Below are 19,168 nucleotides of genomic sequence, written 5' to 3'. Positions count from 1 at the left end.
ATAGTCAATAGCCTCAGAAAGGGAATGAAATTGGCCAATAATTTTTCTGATGAATGATTTGTAGTTGGCCCAAAATTTCTCTATAGGATTAAAATCGGGGGATTGTTCTGTTGGTCATTATTTTGGTCTTGAGTGCAACGTTCGTTGTATATAAATGCGAGTATGTTTGTCTGCATAATTTTTATAACCCTTATAGTAGTAACCAGCAATTAAATTTAATAGCGGATCAGTTACTCCATTTAAAAATGCATACTGAGTATTATCAGAACAATGATGTGCTTTATGATGCTCTTTAGAAAGTAATACGTGATTATTCTGTAACCATAAGATGAGTCGATTTTTTTCAGTTGCATTATGACACCAATAATGTGACACCTCAGCAACAGATGAAAAAATACCAAAAGCGACCAGTCCAACATTTAAGAAAACACCTAAGTGAACATTTAGCTGAATGCTCACCAAAATAAACAAATACACCAACAACCAAAATTTAGTTCCCGACTCATCAAAATAGACCCTTAGTGGATGCCTTATTTGATAAATAGATTTTGCATGATGTAAGTGAAATGCAGCAATATAAGGCCCAACTAAACATGAGTAATAAGTATTATTATCCATGTACATATGGACTAAACCATTAACCAAATCTGTAGCGACATACGCAATAACCAAAACCAGAATTAAATAAAAAAAAGAACTATTTTCATAGGTATAAATTAAATTAAATAACGTAATTGCTTGTAGTGTAATGATTAAGAATGACACAATAGTTTCAAAAAACTTATACCTTCTATGGCCTAAATACTTCTGAATCGCTTGAATAAATTCGTTAACTTTACTATCCAAGTTATTCTCTCTATTGGAGTTTAGAGTGGTCATTTTAATATTTAGCACTATTAATTTCAGATAAACATGAATGATATCATTTCTAACATTTAAAACCCCCACATTAATACCGTTAATTACTAGTTGCTTCGGTTACTATTACGTATTACGAGACGATTCTGCAACAATTTAACTGCTTTTTTCTTTAGTAGTTTTATAGTATTTCGCAATTTTAGCAGCGCCTAATATAGGTCTATAATACATTTTGTTTATGAAACAAATTCTTTACTTATAGGAGATAAAGGTGTTTTTTCTACATGAAATTTGATGACAATTCGGCTGAGGACGCCTACGTTCACGTAATACAAGTTATACGAGTAATCAAGAAGGATAAGGCACCCAGTTAGTATCACCTTTTAATAAAATATAAAATTTATCCTGATACTTCATTACGGTAACGCCCTCATTGGATGAAACAAATGGCGTTTTGGGTAAATTTTTGGTGAGCGCTTTTAAGTCTACATTATCCTGACTAAATATCTTTCCATCAGCTAAACGAGCCATTAATTCTGAAATAGCTAAATAACTACTGGGGGCATTTATTTGTATTTGGGTAGGGCCGGTTTTCAAACCAATAAATTTAACTCCAACAGGAATATGCGTAATACTCGGGCTGGGGATATCGCGTAAACCTGGCATTTGTAATTTATCGCCAACAAGATTAGCTCCATGTTCAGGAATAAAAACAACAACTGCTTTACGTCCTGCCTTCTCTAATGCGGCAAAGAAGTTCATTGTTTGATCTAAAAGCCTTTGTGCCCGCGGTCCATAAGGTGCGGGTTTATTATCACCAATATATGTATTGCCATCATGGAGAGAGATTTCATTGAAATAAGTAACATTACGTTTTTGTTGTGACGCATCATGTTGTTTAAGCCAACGGTCAAACATTTGCCCATCATCTGAAAGCAGTTTTCCATCAAATGAAACGAGATCTGGAGAAACTCCTGTTCTTGGTATCATGGGCATATTTGCTAAGCCACCATACTCTTTAAGCTCATCGAGGAAATTACCAAATACCCCCCCATGGTCAAGCATAAACTCTGGAGAAAAGCCCAGTTTAGCCAGATTATCCAAAATATAACAATTTTGCGGAACAGGTTTATAAAGGTCAGCATGCGTTGTTTCACCACAGCTTGCGCGTAATAAACGGATTGCTGCAGGGCCACTATAGGACGCAGCTGAATTGAACTCATTAAACAGAATATCAAATTTTCCCCATATGGGGTGATTTCTTAGATGCGCCGCATCTATATCTGCCCAAGCAAGGGAACAAATCTGAATAAGAATTATATCAAAAGGTTGAGCATCAGCAGAAAGAGCATTTGGAAAATCCGTATGCAACCCTTTTTGTTGTGCATAAAATTGATTCAGATAAGCATTCAGATTCTCATTCGTTGGCGGTAAGCTATCGTTGAGCCCTACTTCACTTGGACTAGCCTCCGCTTTAGTTTCTTCCGTAGTTGCAACAATTTTGTTTTGTACAGGCAACAGATTAATGGCAGGACCTGTAAGAGTAATAAGGTTTAACCAAATAAGTGCGATCACTGTAAGCGTCGTAATACGAATCCATTGAGAAAAGAACAGATAAGCAACTAATAACACAAAAGCCAGACCGAGTAGCTCCCAATTAATAAATCGATGTAATAGCTCAAGAGTATAGCTGGAACTAAAAGCAAAAAGATTTGTTCCTTGACTCGTAATGGTACTTAACCCAGGTAACCAAGTATCATGATAAAACAGTACAATACCTATTGGAATAGCGAGCCAATTGCGACAACGATGAAGAACCATTGATCGTAAAGGAAAAAGCAAAAGAGACAAAAAAATCAGATTAATGAAAGGATGAAAGTTTAAATATCCGGCCCATAAAAGTGCAAATTTCAACAAAAAATAATAATTCCATCCATTGATATCACGCCACACGGCATGAGTTTTTTGTTGTATTTGTACCGTTTCCATCATTATTATTCTTTGTCCATAATCATCAAAATTAACATACCTCTCTGAGCATCAATACCACATTGGTGAAGAGGATCGATCTTTTGGTTTTTTTTAGTGTAACAGGATACATAGGATATTCAATGTAAAAAAATTATTTTTCATTGGCTCTATCTCTACGTGTTTCTTGACATAAACCTCCTCATCTTGGTATTTTTGTATAAAATTTGAAATATAAGACAATATGTTTGAAAATAAATCTATTTCCATTATTGGAGCAGGTCATTTAGGTAGTGCTTTGGCTCGGGGACTTATTAAAAGTGGACATCCGGCAAATGCTATAACATTCAGCAATCGAGATCCCAGCAAATTGGAGCGTTTGGTTAAAGAACTCAGGGTTCAGTCAGCTAACACTAATATTCAAGCAACTATGAATGCAGAGGTTCTAATTCTTGCTGTAAAACCTCAATTTATGCAGGATGTATGTATGGAAATTGCACCTACCATCCAGTTACGGCAACCTCTTATTATTTCTTTGGCGGGTGTAATAGACATTGCCAGCATGAAGCGTTGGCTTAACAAAAATGAGCAGGGAATTATGCGAGTAATGACAAATACTCCCATTGAATTTTGTAAAGGAACATCTGCGTTGTTCGCATGTACCTCGACGACCGCTGAACAAAAGCGGTTGGCTGAAACGCTTTTTAATGAAGTCGGATATACTTTCTGGGTAGACCAAGAATCTATGATCGACTCACTTACCGCTCCTGTTGGCTGTGCACCAGCTTATGTCTTTCTATTCCTTGAAGCGTTACAAAAAGCAGCAATAAGTAGAGGAATTCCTGAGGACCTTGCGGAAAAAATTGCCTTGGAATCTGTATTGGGTGCTGCAGAGCTAGCAAAAAAATCAGGGCGCTCTTTCGCGCAATTGCGTGCAGGTGTAACTACTCCTCACGGTGTGACCGCTCATTCTTTAGAAAATCTGTCTTTTACTGATTTTTTTGATATCTTTAAGCAAATTTATGCAGATGCAGAAGAGCGCATTGAGCAAATAACGCAATCATTAAATTCTAAAATTTAATCTAGCATTTGGACTGGCCATGTATACAGAGCAACTTTACCTGTTATATTGTAGCTAGGTGAAGCGGAGTGACCCGGGTTAGGACGTCGTCTTCACCCAGGCTACTTTTCGGCTATCAGCATGTACAGGATTTACCCTTGTTATTTAACCAAGACTCGACATGGGTCTTACCCACGGCTTTAATTTAGCTAAACGTGCGGGTAATTTGCTTATGTGACGTTGTGCTTCAGCCCTGCTTTCATACTCACCAACAGCCAGCACATACCAAACTCCCTTTGCATTCGTAAAATGCATTATTTTGGCATCTTGCGTGAGTAGTTTATTATTCTGCTGAAACCGTTCTATATCTTTTATATTATGACTGGCTGCAACTTGTATGGTATACAAATTAGAATTGTTTTTTGAGCTAGGGAGCTGTTCTTGTTTATTTTGTTTTGCAGTTGGAATTTCGACTAATTTTGATTCGCGAGTGAGATCAGATTCAGGGCTCTCACGCTTAAACTCAGACTCAGGAATTCTAACATCCTGTGCTGCCAGTTTTTTTATTTGTAGTTTAGGAATCACAACAACCTTATCAACAATTGCAACTGTATCACTAGGTATTTCATCACTAAAGTCATCTAATACTTGTTTTTTAGGCAAAGAAGCATATACCAATTGTCGTGTTGAAGAATCCTGCCAAGAAGCAATTTGACTTACTAATACTTCAGATTGTGCTTGTTGATTTATTGTATTTTCATTGCTCATTGTCTCTAAATGAAATGATGAAAAATCATAGTGTTGCGCAAAATAAAAACCAACAAGCCCTGCAATTAAAGCGACGCTGCCTGCGATACCAGCTTTCTTTACCCATTTTAGTGGCTCTTTTTTCTTTTGTGCCGCACATTTAAATACAAATGCTTCAAGATTGCTGTTAATTTTTGCCACATTTCCTTTGGTCAGTTGATAAAATTGCTTAAACTGAGCATCAGTTAATGGTTTACTGATCAAATGGGCAGCCATGGCACGTTGTAAAACATAAGTTCTTGTTTCACTTTCATTCAATGAACCCAATTCTATAGTATGTACCAAATTATCAAAAAACGAAGCGACTAAGTTGTTAAGCGTTGCAACAATTGAATAATCTGATATCAAACAGAGATGAAAGAAACTAAAATTCTCCTGATTCTTGATTGCTAGCATCGCTTCTTTAATTAAAGATTCTGGCAAATGTTGCGCATCATCAATTAAGAGTAATACATGAGCTTTGCGCTCATTAATTTGCGCGACTAATGAACTAATGTCTGTATTTTCATCATGATTCAGATGTAGTTGAGTTGCAATTTCCTGAATTAAGGTCTCTCTATTACAAGGAGCCTTAACCGTCATAGGCACCGCTTTGATTTGTTGATCTAAATTACTTTGTAACAAAGTACTAAAAGAAGTTTTACCGCCCTCTTTCTCAGATAAAACCGTAATGAGCACGTTGTTAAAAAGAATCAAATGATTAATGAAATCAATTTTAGCAAGCCAAGATCCTGGTTTAAACAATACTCTTGGTTGAATTACAGCCGCTATATCAGACTGAATCATTCCCTCTTTCATTTTTATTCTCCTCTTACAGCTGCAACAAGTGCATTATACAAACAATCCTCTGTTACTCCAGCTTCAAGATAACAATCACCGGGTTTCTTAAGTAGTACAAAGCGTAAACAGTTATTTTTAATTTTTTTATCCGATTGCATTAGCTCTTTGAGCTTTTTCAAATTTATCATACTTGGGATTTTATGTGGCAAACCTGCTTGATGTAAAATTTGTTCAACTTGTTCCACCAATTGCTTATCAACCAAATGCATTTTATGTGACAAAACTGTTGCACAATACAAACCAATTGCCACCGCTTCACCATGCAACCATTGCTGATATTGAGTATAAGTTTCCAAGGCATGTGCAAAAGTATGGCCCAGGTTGAGTAGCGCACGCTGCCCCGCTTCCTTTTCATCAGTTTCAACAAATTGCGCTTTAATACGGCAGCATTCAGCAATTAATTCAGGCAGCTGGGGACTCTCAGCAGTTAACCCTTGTTGAAGCGTTTCACTTAAAAATTTGAAAAAATCACCTCCAGCCAGTAGCGCGTATTTGATCATTTCTGCTAAACCCGCACGAAACTCTCTTTCAGGCAGAGTGCTTAATGTAGCCAAATCAATAATTACTGCTTGGGGTTGATAAAAACTACCAATCATATTTTTACCCAAAGCATGATTAATACCAGTTTTCCCACCAATAGCAGCATCGATCTGCGCTAATAACGTGGTAGGTATTTGAATAAACTTCACTCCGCGCTGATACGTTGATGCTGCAAATCCCGTCATATCGCCAATCACACCTCCGCCTAAAGCGATTAACGTTGTGTCTCTATGGTGTTTATGTTGGATTAATGCATCATAGATGGTAAATAAACTTTGCTGATTTTTATATTGCTCTCCATCTTTTAAAATCAACAAATCACACTGAGTATCCCCAAATGCAGCTTGCACCTGTTTTAAATAAAGAGGAGCTATTGTTTGGTTGGTAACAATTAGAATCTGTGAAGACGTGGCAATGGTTCGCAGAAAATCTAGATTTTGCAAACCATTGCGACAAATAATAATGGGATATTGATGTTCAGTTAAAGAGACATCAACCTGATCATAAACCTCAAAGTTCGCCATAAATATATTTTATTATATTATTTGCAACTGCTTTGACCGTTAATTTATCTGTTTCAAAACTAACATCAGCTAATTCATTGTAGAATGGCTCGCGCTCGTCTCTCAATAACTCCAATCGGCCCTCAAGATCATTTGTCTGTAGTAAAGGACGTTTTGTATCGCGCTTCGTTCTTTCGAACTGTTGTTGTAATGAGGTTTTTAGATAGATTACGGTTCCACGCCCCGCTAATGCATTTCTGTTTTCAGGAGTGATTACGACTCCACCACCAGTTGCCAAAACAATGTTGGTCTTTTGAGTTAACTCTTCGATAACTTTTTGCTCACGTCGTCTGAACCCTTCTTCGCCTTCAATATCAAAAATCCAAGATATGTCCGCACCAGCACGTTCTTCAATCACTTCATCTGAATCAAAAAATTCTAACTTGAGCTCCTTTGCCAAAGCACGACCTATAGTGCTTTTACCTGCACCCATGGGTCCGATGAGAAAAATATTTCGTACTTTAACTATGCTCATTTTTTATTACATACCTCTTTAACTGAAATGTCATTAATTAAAGATCGAGTCCGAAATAACCTCCCATTTTAGCGTCAAACTAAAATATTATAAGTAGCCGAAAGTGGGGAGTATTTGGGGCTCAACCCTAACTGTATTTTTCGCAGTTAGAAATTCCCGCTCATTATTCTACAACAAATGAGCATATTTTATAACTATTTACTCTTAATCATTTCTATTATATCACTTCTTAAGGTCCTTGTTGGGGGTAAGTGTTTCATAAAATGTATTTAAGTGGGGCAAAACACATCATATTTGGTACCTTCATAAATAGTACATTGCCACAATTTATTCCAGAGAATCCCTACAAATTTTTTCCCCTACATCGTGCTTAAACGTATGCATATCCACGAATATACCCGAAAAAGCAAACGTAGGCTGGGTTATTAAGCCTGAGGTATCCTCACTTTTTTATTTTCCCCTCGCCCCTAAGCGGAGAGGGGAAAATAAAAATATCGCAAGTGATTCAAAAGCATGCGAGGGATATCTAAATCTTATTTTTCATCAAAACGAATCGGTTTTCTACCTTCAATTGTTGTAATCGATAATGAGTTTGTAATGATTTTGGGTGTAATAAAAATTAGCAGCTCATCATTTTTAAGAGCAATTTGCGTATTCTTAAACAAATTTCCAACTACTGGCAGCTGCCCAAAAAAAGGTACTCGCGTAATAGTCTTACTTTTGTCCTGCTGGAAAATACCCCCAAGAACAATAGTTTGTCCATTACTGACAAGGACATTAGTTTGAATTTCCTTAGTTAATATCGCAGGTACCCCATTAAATAATTGCGGTGAAGCAGTATCCTGATTAATCTTTAATTCCATAAGTATCTTACTATCAGGAGTAATCTGTGGTGTGACTTTTAGACTCAATACTGCTTTTTTGAAAGCCACAGCAGTCGCACCACTGGAAGTCGCCTCCTGATAAGGAATCTCCTGTCCTGAATCAATCACTGCGGGTTGTTGATTTGCAGTGATAAGTCTAGGGCTGGATATCAATTCAGCAAGCCCCTCGCTTTCCAGAGCAGACAGTTCGAGATCAAGTAAAATATTATCGCCAAGTTGTGCCAATGCGATACCAAGAGACGCAGGCACAGCGCCTGTGACAGGAGCAGCAACTAAATCCAGATTTAATCGGTCTGTAAACGGCACAACATTTGCAGGGGTAACCCCTTGTTGCATCTGGTTGGCTCCAGCCAATGTACCACTTAAAGTTGGCGGCCTAGAAACCCCCCAACGTATTCCTAAGTCTTGCGCAAAATCTTTAGTGACTTCAACGATGCGGGCTTCAATAAGCACTTGCTTGACGGGAACGTCCAACTGTTTGATTAACTCCCTGACTTCGTCGATTTTGGTACCACTATCTTGAATCCAGATGGTATTTGTACGTGTATCAACACTTACTTTACCTTTTTCAGATAAAAGTGAGTTTTGCTTGTCTTTAATTAAAATCGCCAGATCAGTGGCTTTGGCATAATTAATCTGAATCAGTTCAGAACGTACCGGTTCAAGTCTTTGAATAGCATGTCGGCTCTTAAGTTCTTCTGCCTCCATTTTATCAAAAGCAGCTTTATAATCGATCAAAATCACATTACCAGTCTGGCGTTTCGCTAAACCTTGTGTCGTTAAAATAATATCCAACGCTTGATCCCATGGAATATTATTTAATCTAAGGGTTATATTACCTTGAACTTTATCGCTTACTACAATATTAATTCCAGTAAAATCAGCCAATAACTGTAATACAGCGCGTATGCTAATGTTCTGAAAATTCAAAGAAATTCTTCTTCCAGAAAAGACTTTCTTTTTCAATTTGGCCTGTTGTGCTTCTTCTGGAGTTAAGGAAAGTACATCGATCATAAACTGTTTATTCACTTGATAAACGTACTGACCAAAGCTACCTTTGTTTGACAAAGTCATGTGTGCATTTTTACCTACTTGTCGAAAACTTACCAGCTGTACGGGACTACGAAAATCTGAAACATCAAAACGCTTCATTAAATTTTGTGGAATTTTAGTATTTAAAAATTTAACGAGAATTTCTTTACCATGTTCCTCAACCTCAATTGGAACATTGGTGCTGGAAACATTAACGATTGCGCGCCCCCCTTGGTGCTCAATACCACGAAAATCAAAATGATTGATTTCATAACTGGTTTTGACTGGTCGATGCGTGATTAAAAGTTCTTTTGGGGGTTGAAAGATGTCATTGCTTTTGCCATTTAAGATAAGCGTATAAATTGCGCCAGAAATTGAGCCTGAATAAGGTACTGGATAATTTAAATCCAGTATAGCCCTAACACGTGTACCTACAGCCACAACTGTATACGTATTCAGAGAACCTATTTTAACTTCTTTCGTTTTCTGTTCAGGAGGCAATTGCAGATTGGCGTCAATGAAATCAAGGACTATACGCGCCGGACTTTGGGTCACAAAACTTGCGGGTTCTTGCTTAAGTGGTTTCGCAAATTCGAAATCCATACGCAACTTTGCCTCAGGTAAAGGAATTACCTTTACGGCAACAAGAGGATTATTTTGGGCAAGAGCCATCATACTAAAGCTCATACCAATGAAAATGAATAAAGCAACTATTCTCCGCACTTTTGCTCCTACTTCCCAGTATATAACTCAATCGTGGTTTTATGTTTATCCCACTTTCCAGAGGTTTGTGTTGTTTCTATTAATTGAATTGCATTATTTTTAATCGACACGATACGACCATAATTTTGTCCCATATAATTACCAACTCGAACATGGGTAATATCTGAGCTAGGCAATTTAATCAATGCCCACGTATCATTTCCTTGCCTTAAAGTCCCCACAAATTTTAATGCATCCAAAGGGTAAGCCTCTAAAGGTTCTTTAGGCCTGTTTTTATCTGGCGCGTTCATATCGACTTGCTCTTTTTTGTGCGTTATAGGCTTAAATGGATTACGCCGGTTACCATTATCAGGAAATTTAAAAGTAGGTAAAGGTGAAAATGAAGGAATAGGTTCAATCTCTCGTGTTTTTCTATGTTTTACTTCATCAATATATCGCCTCAAATCATCATTATTACCGGAACAAGACCCCAGTAATAAAGACAAAGTACAAATATACCCAATATACTTGAGTTTATAACCAATCCCTTGTTTTCGGCTCATCATTGTGTGCGATATCGATATATTTTAGCAGTAATGCTCATGTCCAACTCATCTTCCGAGACTTCTTTATGGTCTTTAGAAGACACCCCTTCAATACTAAAATCATGCAACGTTACAATACGATTCATTTGAGCTACTCGACTTATAAACATAGCCAATTGAAAATAAGTTCCTACTACTGAAATTTTTATAGGCAATTCAACATAAAAATCATGCATAACTTCTGGTTGCGGGGCAAATAACTCAAACCTTAAACCTGAGGCCACACCTGTTTTAGAAATCTCCTCCAACAAGCCAGGCATCTCATTTTTTTCAGGAAGCTGCTTGAGCATTAATACAAAACGTTCACGCATAACCTCTAACTGCTCACGATAGGCAGGTAGATTATACAGTTGTCGCTGCTTGCTTTCAAAATCTGTTTTTAAAGTCGCCTCTTGACCTTTCAATTTATTAAACTGGGTAAAATTATCCTGTATGATCAGCCAATATCCTAGAGCAATAATTAAAATACTAACCCCTAAAAAAACACACATTTTGACCACAAGTGGCCATTGCCCTACATTGTCCAGAGTTAACTCATTCAGGTTAATGCTGTTCATAGTATAATTCCAATCTGGAATTGAGGAGCCAATAAAAAAGTTAATTTAAATTCATTTTCTGTGGATTGCTGTTTTTCTTTATCCTTATCTTTATTGTTCTCTTCTCTTTTGATTTCAGTAAGCCTAGGGTCATGAAGCCAATCATTGTTTTCTATGTTTCTCATTAACATGGAGACAAATGTATTTGACTCAGTATACCCTAATACCGTGATAACATCATTCTTGCCCTCGACCTGAGTCAGATAGACTCCAGATGGCATAATATTAATTAGATCATCAAATAAATGGACCATTAATGTTCTGGTGGATTGTAAATGTTGGACTATAGACATCCTGGAAATAAGCATTTCTCTAGCTTTTTGTAAGTTTTTTAATTCATTTAGTTGCGCATTCATAGTATTAATTTCTTTTTGCAACATTTGATTGCGCGTAATTTGATTACTCACTAAACCTGAAGCATAAGAGTTAATTAAAAATACGATAAAGGCAGCAACCACAACGCACACAAGCAGCATGGTCGTAAACAGTTTTTTATCCTGCTCCCGTTTTAATTCTCGCCAGGGAAGAAGGTTAATCTGCGTCATATAGCCTCACTTAATATCCCTTAATGCCAGGCCACAAGCGACCATAAGTGTTGGAGCATCATTATTTATAGAATCCAGATGCACCATTTTACCTGGAGTCATATACGAAAATGGGTTAGCAATAGTAGTACTCATTCCTAATCGCTCTTGAACTAATGAAACTAAACCTGGTAGTTTGGCTAATCCTCCAGCCAGTAAAATATGATCCACCTCTCCATCCTGACTTGTGGAATAGAAAAATTGTAAGGTACGTTTGATTTGCAACAAAATATCTTCTTTGAAAGGCCCTAAAACTTCCTTTTCATAATCTTCGGGTAGTTCCCCATTATCTTTAGCAAGTGCCGCTTGTTCTAAAGTCATTTTATTATGTTCAGCAAGTGCCTCTATTAATTGCTTGCCGCCAAATTTTTCTTCTCTGGAGTACACTAATTTCATTTCTTGTAATACAAATAAATGCGTATAACTTGCACCAATATCAATAATGGCAATTGTTTTATCTTGTCCAGATGCGGGTAAATCTTTAGCAAGTTGCCGTGCCGCTCGCTCCACAGCATAAGATTCTACATCAATCACCATCGCATCCAAACCCGCGCGAACTGCGGTCTCAACACGTTGATTCACATTTTCCGCCCGTGAGGCAACAATAAGTACATCTAACATATGTGGATTTTTTTCAGAATGGCCTAAAATTTCAAAATCAAGGTTGATTTCATCGATTGGGTAAGGAATGTATTTATCAGCCTCAGTAACAATTAGCTCTTCCATTTCCTCATCATTTAACCCCTCATTGATTTGTATTATCTTGCTAATGATTGAAGCATCAGGAACAGCCAAAGCGGCCTGTTTACATGTTGTGTGCAAGCGATCAATTACTTTCTTAATACAACGGGAAACTGCATCAATATCCTTAATTATGTTCCCATCCATTGCATTTGATGGTAATACTTCACGGCCATAGTTTTCAACAACAAGCGCGTCTTCTTGCCCTGAAACTTCCAATACTTTAACTGCCGTTGATGTAATGTCTATTCCAAGAATTGAACGATGCTTGGGCTGAAACACTTTGAGTATGTCTCTTATTCCCTTGAATCTTCCATGCATTCAAAAAAACTCCTTTAGGACCATTTATTGATGTTAACGTAAGCTCTTAAAAAATTACACTGTTTTCTGTTCGTTAACGCATCATAAATGACTTGATTTTGTCATTTTTCCCATTTCGTCATAACAACTTGCGCTCATCAAAAACATTTAATATAGTGAAAGAGCATCTTGTAAGGGGATTTCACATTTATGCTTTAAAAGGAGATTTACATGACTAGGTTAGAAGAATTAATTTATTCACTCGCAACAGTTATCGTTCGTTATCACGACAGCCAAGCCATTGAACCTAAACTTGTTGTTCCGGCTGAACTCACAGCCACAGCACTTAGAAAAAAATCTCACGAGCGCGCAGTAGAAATAATTCAAAATAAAGAGACTGATTATGTTTCATACCTAGAAGGAAAGATTACTGCGTGTACAAAGGGTTATCATGCTCGTGAACAATACCTTCTATTCCTTTTAAAGGAAATCTCTTTTCTAAAAGAGCAATTAAATAGAAAAACTCCATTTGAACACCTAGAGTTGCAAACATTTCAGGGACAATTAACCCAACTGTTCATTGATTTTCGACAATTATTAAATCTAAAAAATGGAGTAATACATAAAGCCACCGAAAACAGCTCCAAAGGTAATGAGCCTAAGGAGCTATCTGGTTTATTGAATACTCGATATGTAGGCGGCAAATATTGTAATTCAGGTCAATTACTCATCGATGAAGTTTTGTTTGTACTGCATATGACTACAGAGGACTCAGATGCTGAGCTCAAACAAATTGCCGCGAACATTTGTAGTGAACATCAAACGCAGCTAGAACATCAAAGCGAAAAACAAAAAAAAGTAGCTCAAGAATTGGAACACGAAAAACAAATATCATCCTCGTTAGAAGCACAAAAATCTGAGTTAGGCGCAGCCCATAGCTTAGCAATGTCAGAAAAAGACAAAGCACATCAACTTGTTGTTGAGCAATTAAAAAGTGAATTGCAGAAAGCAAAAGAAGCACCAAAACCATCATCCGAATCCGTAGACAAAAATCAATCACAACAAGTCATTGAGGAATTACAGCGTGAATTGGAAAAAACTAAAGTAGACTTACAAAAAGCTCAGGGTGAAATCCTCACATTAAAAGTACGCACAAGTCCTTATTTTTATACGGGTTTTGCAGGATTAATGCTAAATCAAAACAGAACTAATCCCCGCTTTTTCCCACAACTACAACCTTCTCAAACTCCAGATACATCATCTCAGTTGGATGCTGATGCGTCTACGAAGTTAGCTATAGAATGAAGATAAAGAGCGCATCGCTCTTTATCTTCAAGTTTGCTTTTTATTGTTTCATTGGTTTTTTTTCCATATAACTCAATGAAACACTAAAAATTAGTACAAAATTTCCCTATTTTTTGCACAAAACTCGCAATTTTACAGAGAAACACTGTATAATACCGGCCAAATTTCATTAAAAACACATGACTCTATGAAAATGGCATACTTCTGGCGTAAAGGTCTATGGGCGCTGATGAGCCTGTCTTTTGTTTTAATAGTAGCAGGTAGCTTCATATACCTCTATCTTGAAAGCCAACTCCCCAATGTTGATTCGTTAAAAACAGTGCAACTGCAAGTGCCTTTACAAATTTTCAGTAAAGAAGGTTTGCTTATTCAAGAATATGGCGAGAAAAAACGAATTCCAGTCACTTATGATGAAATACCACCAATGTTGGTTCATGCGTTGATAGCCACTGAAGATCAACGCTTTTTTGAACATCCTGGTGTCGATATTATGGGTCTTGGCCGTGCTGCCGTGCGTATGGTGAAAACAGGAACTAAATCCCAAGGTGGTAGTACCATTACCATGCAAGTCGCGCGTAATTTTTTCTTAAGCCGCAAAAAAACCTTTCTACGTAAATTTAATGAGATTATGCTCGCCATAAAAATAGACAGAGAATTAAGTAAAGAAAAAATTCTCGAGCTCTATCTTAATAGAATCTATTTAGGTAATCGTGCTTATGGAGTTGGTGCTGCGGCAATGGTCTATTTTGGCAAACCACTCAAAGAATTAAATCTGGCTGAATTAGCAATGATCGCAGGTCTTCCTCAGGCCCCTTCAACACAAAATCCCATTGCAAATCCACTTGCTGCCAAAAAGCGTCGTGACCACGTATTAGAGCGCTTACTTGAAGAACGTTATATCAATGAAGAACAGTATCAAAATGCCATTAATCAGCCCATCACCGCGAAGTATCATGGCACTCATATTGAAGTAAAAGCCCCTTATGTTGCGGAAATGATTCGACAATCCCTATATGACAATTTCGGCCCTGATGCATATACAAAAGGCTACAAAGTGTACACAACTATTGATGGAAAACTACAAAATACAGCCAATGATGTAGTTGAAAAGAACTTAATAGCCTATGATCACCGACATGGTTATCGAGGACCTGTTGCGACCATTGGTGAACATGACAGTAAATCCTTAGATTCAATTCAAAAGAATCTAGAGAAATATCCAGAGCTCAACCACCTTATTCCTGCAGTTGTTACGGAAGTTCGCGAAAAAGAGGCGACAGTTACGCTACAAAGTGGTCGAACGATTCTTATCCCTTGGAGCGGTATGTCTTGGGCTAGACCAGCGCTTAAAAATGGTTGGGTAGGAAAATCTCCATCCAAAGCCATGCAAATTGTTGCGGTTGGGGATATTATTTATGTTCACTCAACCAAAGACCATTGGGAGTTAGCGCAAATTCCTGAGGCTGAGTCAGCGATGGTAGCACTCAATCCTAAAAATGGTGCCATAGAAGTTTTGGTTGGTGGATTCAATTTTCAAAAAAGCAAATTTAACCGTGCAACGCAATCAAGCAGACAACCAGGATCCAGTTTTAAACCTTTTGTCTATGCTGCAGCATTAAACAATGGTTATACCCTAGCAACATTGATTAATGACGCGCCTATTGTTGTTGATGACCCAAGTCAACCAAACCTATGGCGTCCACATAATGTAAATTTGAAATTCAATGGACCAACGCGTTTAAAACAAGCTTTAGTTCAATCTAAAAACTTGGTGTCCATACGTATTCTTGATGACATTGGCATCAATTACACCATCGATTTTCTAACTCGATTTGGATTTAATAAGAAAACCCTTCCTAAAGGATTATCTTTAGCTTTAGGTAGTTTGTCGATTAGTCCTATGGATCTTACCGCTGCTTACGCTATTTTCGCAAATGGCGGTTATAAAATTGAGCCGTATCTTATTGATCATATTACTGATACAGATGGCAAAATTTTGTTACAAGCCAAACCAACTGTTGTTTGTAATAATTGCAAAAATAATGTGGACCATTCAACACTCGCTCCTCGTGTCATTCCTGAGGATATTACATTTTTAATGTATACCGCATTAAAAGACGTGGTTCAGCATGGTACCGCGCGTGCAGCTCGAGTGCTTAATCGTCAAGATATAGCAGGTAAAACTGGGACAACCAATGATCAAGTGGATTCCTGGTTTGCAGGGTTTAATTCTGATCTTGTTGTAACAACCTGGGTCGGCTTTGACAATCCCAAATCTTTACATGAATATGCAGCAGGACTCGCCCTGCCTTTATGGATAGATTTTATGAAAGTTGCTTTGAAAGGAAAACCCGAAAGCGAAATGAAACAACCCGAAGATGTAGTCGCGGCTCGCATTGATCCAAATAGCGGCTTGCTGGCGCGCCCTAATCAGGCAAATGGAATTATCGAGTATTTTCGCAATAAAGAAGTTCCTGCTGAAGAAGATCCAACTCCTGTCTATAATGCGAGTAATGATCAACAACAATTGCCAACTAGCGAGGAAAGTTTATTTTAAGCAAGCGTAGGCTGGGCTGCTAAGCCCAGCATGCAACAACACCAATATTTTTCTTTCTTAGGAAAAACACGATAGATAAGTTTACTTGTCAACTGAACTTATAGTGCTGAGTTTCGTGGTAGAAATTTTGAAGAGTAAGAATTAATTTTACAACCGCTGGGCTTAGCAGCCCAGCCTACACTTGCTGTTTTTTGTCAACGAATTACTGACATACAATCCTGGGCTACAACATCTTCATTAATAATCTTTAAGATCAATCGAATTGGCGGCTTGATTGATACGTCGAGTTGAACGATTAATAAAAAATTTTATTAAATAACTCGGAGCAAGCTGCATAAGCTGCTTGAGTAGCCAAGAACGTACGCTACCCTTTTCCTGAGATCGCATCAATTGTGCGGCCTTAATCCCTAGCTCCTGATTGATATAAACAAAAGGACGCATTTGTTGTTCGTAGTTTTGTAAAGCCAGCTGGTAATTTCCTTTTGCTGCAGCAAGCTCCCCGGCGAGTATGTATGCGCCAATAATTGCAAGACTTGTACCTTGCCCCGACATGGGCGAAGCACAATAAGCAGCATCACCTAATACGACTACCCTACTTTTTGACCAATGATCCATATGAATCTGGGCTGCTGTATCGAAGTAAAAATCGGTTGAGTTAGGCATCATTTGCAGAAGCCTAGGAACTTCCCAACCTATGCCCTCATAAACAGTCCTAAGTACTTGCTGTTGTTGTGCTATGTTATGAAGATCGATTTGCATTGGGGCTGTAAATCCAAAGCAAGCTTTAGCCTGCGCTTCTCCATGAACACTCCATACCGATGCAACTCGACCCAATTCAGAATATTGCATCTCTAATCGGTCCAAATTCAAATAATTAGGGACGGTGAATACACAAAGATATAGACCTAGCGATTGTGAAAAAAGCGACTCATCACCAAATACAAGCTGTCTCACATTTGAATGAAGCCCATCAGCACCAATCACCAGATCGAACTCGCGAACTTCGTTATTTTGAAAAGTCACTTCGACGCGCTCAGAAAACTGAGTGATCTCGCGAATGGAGTTATCAAAAATAAACGCTACATCACATACATGCTCCATAAGAATCTGACATAAAGCACCACGAATAATTTCCACATCATCGCCAACTCGATGTCCAAACTCGTCCCCAGTCATTTCTTGAATGACTTTTCCATTTTTATCAACAAGCAATGCACCTTGCATATCAGTGCTTGCTGCAACAACATGCTCATAAATACCCATTTTCCGTAAAACATGTAAGGCTGAGCCTCGTACATCAATTTTATAGCCTCCAACGAGCAACGTTGGTGCTCGCTCAACGATAGTGATAGCAAAACCATGGTGTTTCAACCAATATGCAACGGTTAGTCCTGCCACCCCTGCTCCGGAAATAAGTATTCTCATGCAAAAACCTCATGTAAGAAAACGAGAATCTAAATTAGGTAATCTTAGTATAATAAGGAAAATTGATCGAATAATGCGTGGAATAAAGACAGGAGTGTAGCCTGATGAAGTGAAACTCGGGTTCAATAAAGGAGTTCAAATCCTGGGTTACGGCTTCGCCTTCACCCAGGCTACAGTTTATAGCGTAAATTTAGATATTATCGTCCAGCCAATGCAATCGCTGAGGGTGTATACTCATAACCTAAATCACGAGCAACAGCATCAAAAGTAATTTTACCCTGATGAACATTTAAGCCGTTGAGTAAATGTGGATCATTTAATAGAGCTAACTTCACCCCTTTAGTTACAATGCTTAATACAAAAGGTAAGGTTGCATTGTTCAAGGCAAAAGTCGATGTTCTAGGTACTGCACCGGGCATATTCGCAACACAGTAATGAACTACGTTATCAACAACATACGTTGGTTCCTGATGCGTTGTGGGACGACTTGTTTCAAAACATCCACCTTGGTCAATGGCCACATCCACTAATACCGAACCAGGACGCATTGATTTAAGCATGGAACGAGTCATTAATTTTGGAGCTGCTGCGCCCGGAACCAATACCGCACCAATCACCAAATCAGCACTAGCCACATATTTTTCTATGCCATCAGCAGTAGAGTAAATAGTATTGATCTTAGAACCAAATTGGAAATCTAACTCATTTAAACGTTGTAACGAGCGATCAAGTACTGTAACACGTGCTTCCATTCCCATAGCCATACGCACCGCATTCGTACCGACTACACCGCCCCCAATAACCACTACGTTTGCCGCAGCCACTCCAGGAACACCACCTAATAAAATGCCACTGCCACCTTGAGCCATCTCTAAACAATGAGCTCCTGCTTGAATAGACATGCGTCCAGCAACTTGAGACATAGGAGCCAATAATGGCAAACCACCGCCCTCTTCAGTTACGGTTTCATAAGCAATGGCAGTAACTCCAGACTCTTTAAGCATACGTGCTTGCTGAGGATCTGGGGCCAAATGCAAATAAGTAAATAAAGTTTGTCCCTCACGGAGGCGTTTGCACTCAATTGGTTGCGGTTCTTTTACTTTTACAATGAGTTCCGCTCTAGCAAATACTTCATCTGCGCTATCAACAACCTCTGCTCCTGCATGTCGATAATCATCATCAGAAATACCAATTCCCAATCCAGCACCCTTCTCTACGATTGCAGAGCTTCCTACTCTTATAATTTCCCTAATACTAGAAGGAACAAGACCTACACGATTCTCTTGAGGTTTAATTTCTTTTGGAACACCTACTAACATACTTTCT

Annotated in this window: 15 protein-coding genes; 3 read left to right on the top strand and 12 right to left on the bottom strand. The window is 38.1% G+C overall.

What is annotated here, in order from left to right:
* Nucleotides 1–117 precede the first annotated feature (117 nt).
* Together BGO44_RS05865 and bcsG are read right to left on the bottom strand one after the other, a co-directional pair.
* Nucleotides 118–846, bottom strand: coding sequence for a fatty acid desaturase CarF family protein (locus BGO44_RS05865; protein ID WP_273198588.1), 729 nt, complete (start codon nucleotides 844–846; stop codon nucleotides 118–120).
* A gap of 360 nt (nucleotides 847–1,206) precedes the next feature.
* Nucleotides 1,207–2,850, bottom strand: coding sequence for a cellulose biosynthesis protein BcsG (bcsG, locus tag BGO44_RS05860; protein WP_273198589.1), 1,644 nt, complete (start codon nucleotides 2,848–2,850; stop codon nucleotides 1,207–1,209).
* A 220-nt stretch (nucleotides 2,851–3,070) separates the two neighbouring features.
* Between bcsG and proC the strand changes: the two genes are divergently transcribed.
* Entirely contained in the window at nucleotides 3,071–3,907 is an 837-nt protein-coding gene (gene proC, locus BGO44_RS05855; RefSeq protein ID WP_273198591.1) for a pyrroline-5-carboxylate reductase, read from the top strand.
* A gap of 144 nt (nucleotides 3,908–4,051) precedes the next feature.
* Here proC and BGO44_RS05850 read toward each other — a convergent pair whose 3' ends face one another.
* From BGO44_RS05850 to pilM, 8 genes are all read right to left on the bottom strand, one after another.
* Nucleotides 4,052–5,491: an SPOR domain-containing protein gene (locus tag BGO44_RS05850; RefSeq protein ID WP_273198592.1), complete on the bottom strand. Its 1,440-nt coding sequence runs from the start codon at nucleotides 5,489–5,491 to the stop codon at nucleotides 4,052–4,054.
* Nucleotides 5,492–5,493: 2 nt separating this feature from the next.
* Nucleotides 5,494–6,597 carry a 3-dehydroquinate synthase gene (aroB, locus tag BGO44_RS05845; RefSeq protein ID WP_273198593.1) on the bottom strand — a complete coding sequence of 368 codons (1,104 nt, stop codon included), beginning with the start codon at nucleotides 6,595–6,597 and terminating at the stop codon, nucleotides 5,494–5,496.
* Complete coding sequence (gene aroK, locus BGO44_RS05840) at nucleotides 6,584–7,111, bottom strand: shikimate kinase AroK (RefSeq protein ID WP_010653139.1); 528 nt, start codon at nucleotides 7,109–7,111, stop codon at nucleotides 6,584–6,586. Before aroK ends, aroB begins: the two co-directional genes overlap by 14 nt.
* Before the next feature lie 533 nt (nucleotides 7,112–7,644).
* Nucleotides 7,645–9,750, bottom strand: a complete 2,106-nt coding sequence (locus BGO44_RS05835) for a type IV pilus secretin PilQ (protein WP_273198599.1) — start codon at nucleotides 9,748–9,750, stop codon at nucleotides 7,645–7,647.
* Between the two features lie 8 nt (nucleotides 9,751–9,758).
* Nucleotides 9,759–10,295, bottom strand: a complete 537-nt coding sequence (locus BGO44_RS05830) for a pilus assembly protein PilP (RefSeq protein WP_273198600.1) — start codon at nucleotides 10,293–10,295, stop codon at nucleotides 9,759–9,761.
* Nucleotides 10,292–10,891 (bottom strand): type IV pilus inner membrane component PilO, encoded by a 600-nt coding sequence (locus BGO44_RS05825; protein ID WP_273198602.1) that lies wholly within the window; start codon nucleotides 10,889–10,891, stop codon nucleotides 10,292–10,294. The genes BGO44_RS05830 and BGO44_RS05825 overlap by 4 nt, the downstream gene beginning before the upstream one ends.
* A complete protein-coding gene (locus tag BGO44_RS05820) occupies nucleotides 10,888–11,475 on the bottom strand; it encodes a PilN domain-containing protein (protein WP_273198604.1) in 588 nt (195 codons plus the stop codon). The genes BGO44_RS05825 and BGO44_RS05820 overlap by 4 nt, the downstream gene beginning before the upstream one ends.
* Before the next feature lie 6 nt (nucleotides 11,476–11,481).
* Nucleotides 11,482–12,546: a type IV pilus assembly protein PilM gene (gene pilM, locus BGO44_RS05815; RefSeq protein WP_058512474.1), complete on the bottom strand. Its 1,065-nt coding sequence runs from the start codon at nucleotides 12,544–12,546 to the stop codon at nucleotides 11,482–11,484.
* A 240-nt stretch (nucleotides 12,547–12,786) separates the two neighbouring features.
* On the opposite strand from pilM, the gene BGO44_RS05810 reads away from it, so the two are divergent.
* Together BGO44_RS05810 and BGO44_RS05805 are read left to right on the top strand one after the other, a co-directional pair.
* Nucleotides 12,787–13,860: a hypothetical protein gene (locus tag BGO44_RS05810; RefSeq protein WP_058512132.1), complete on the top strand. Its 1,074-nt coding sequence runs from the start codon at nucleotides 12,787–12,789 to the stop codon at nucleotides 13,858–13,860.
* Nucleotides 13,861–14,047: 187 nt separating this feature from the next.
* Complete coding sequence (locus BGO44_RS05805; RefSeq protein ID WP_058512131.1) at nucleotides 14,048–16,417, top strand: penicillin-binding protein 1A; 2,370 nt, start codon at nucleotides 14,048–14,050, stop codon at nucleotides 16,415–16,417.
* 237 nt (nucleotides 16,418–16,654) lie between these two features.
* Here the strand turns inward: BGO44_RS05805 and BGO44_RS05800 are convergent, their stop codons facing one another.
* On the bottom strand, nucleotides 16,655–17,842 hold the full coding sequence (locus tag BGO44_RS05800; protein WP_273198605.1) for an FAD-dependent monooxygenase: 1,188 nt from the start codon (nucleotides 17,840–17,842) through the stop codon (nucleotides 16,655–16,657).
* A gap of 197 nt (nucleotides 17,843–18,039) precedes the next feature.
* Complete coding sequence (ald, locus tag BGO44_RS05795) at nucleotides 18,040–19,161, bottom strand: alanine dehydrogenase (RefSeq protein ID WP_058509625.1); 1,122 nt, start codon at nucleotides 19,159–19,161, stop codon at nucleotides 18,040–18,042.
* Nucleotides 19,162–19,168 lie beyond the last annotated feature (7 nt).

The sequence above is a fragment of the Legionella sp. 39-23 genome (assembly GCF_001897665.1).
GTDB lineage: Bacteria > Pseudomonadota > Gammaproteobacteria > Legionellales > Legionellaceae > Legionella > Legionella steelei.
The sequence above is the reverse complement of the archived record's forward strand: the minus strand, read 5'-3'. Positions and strand labels throughout refer to the sequence as shown.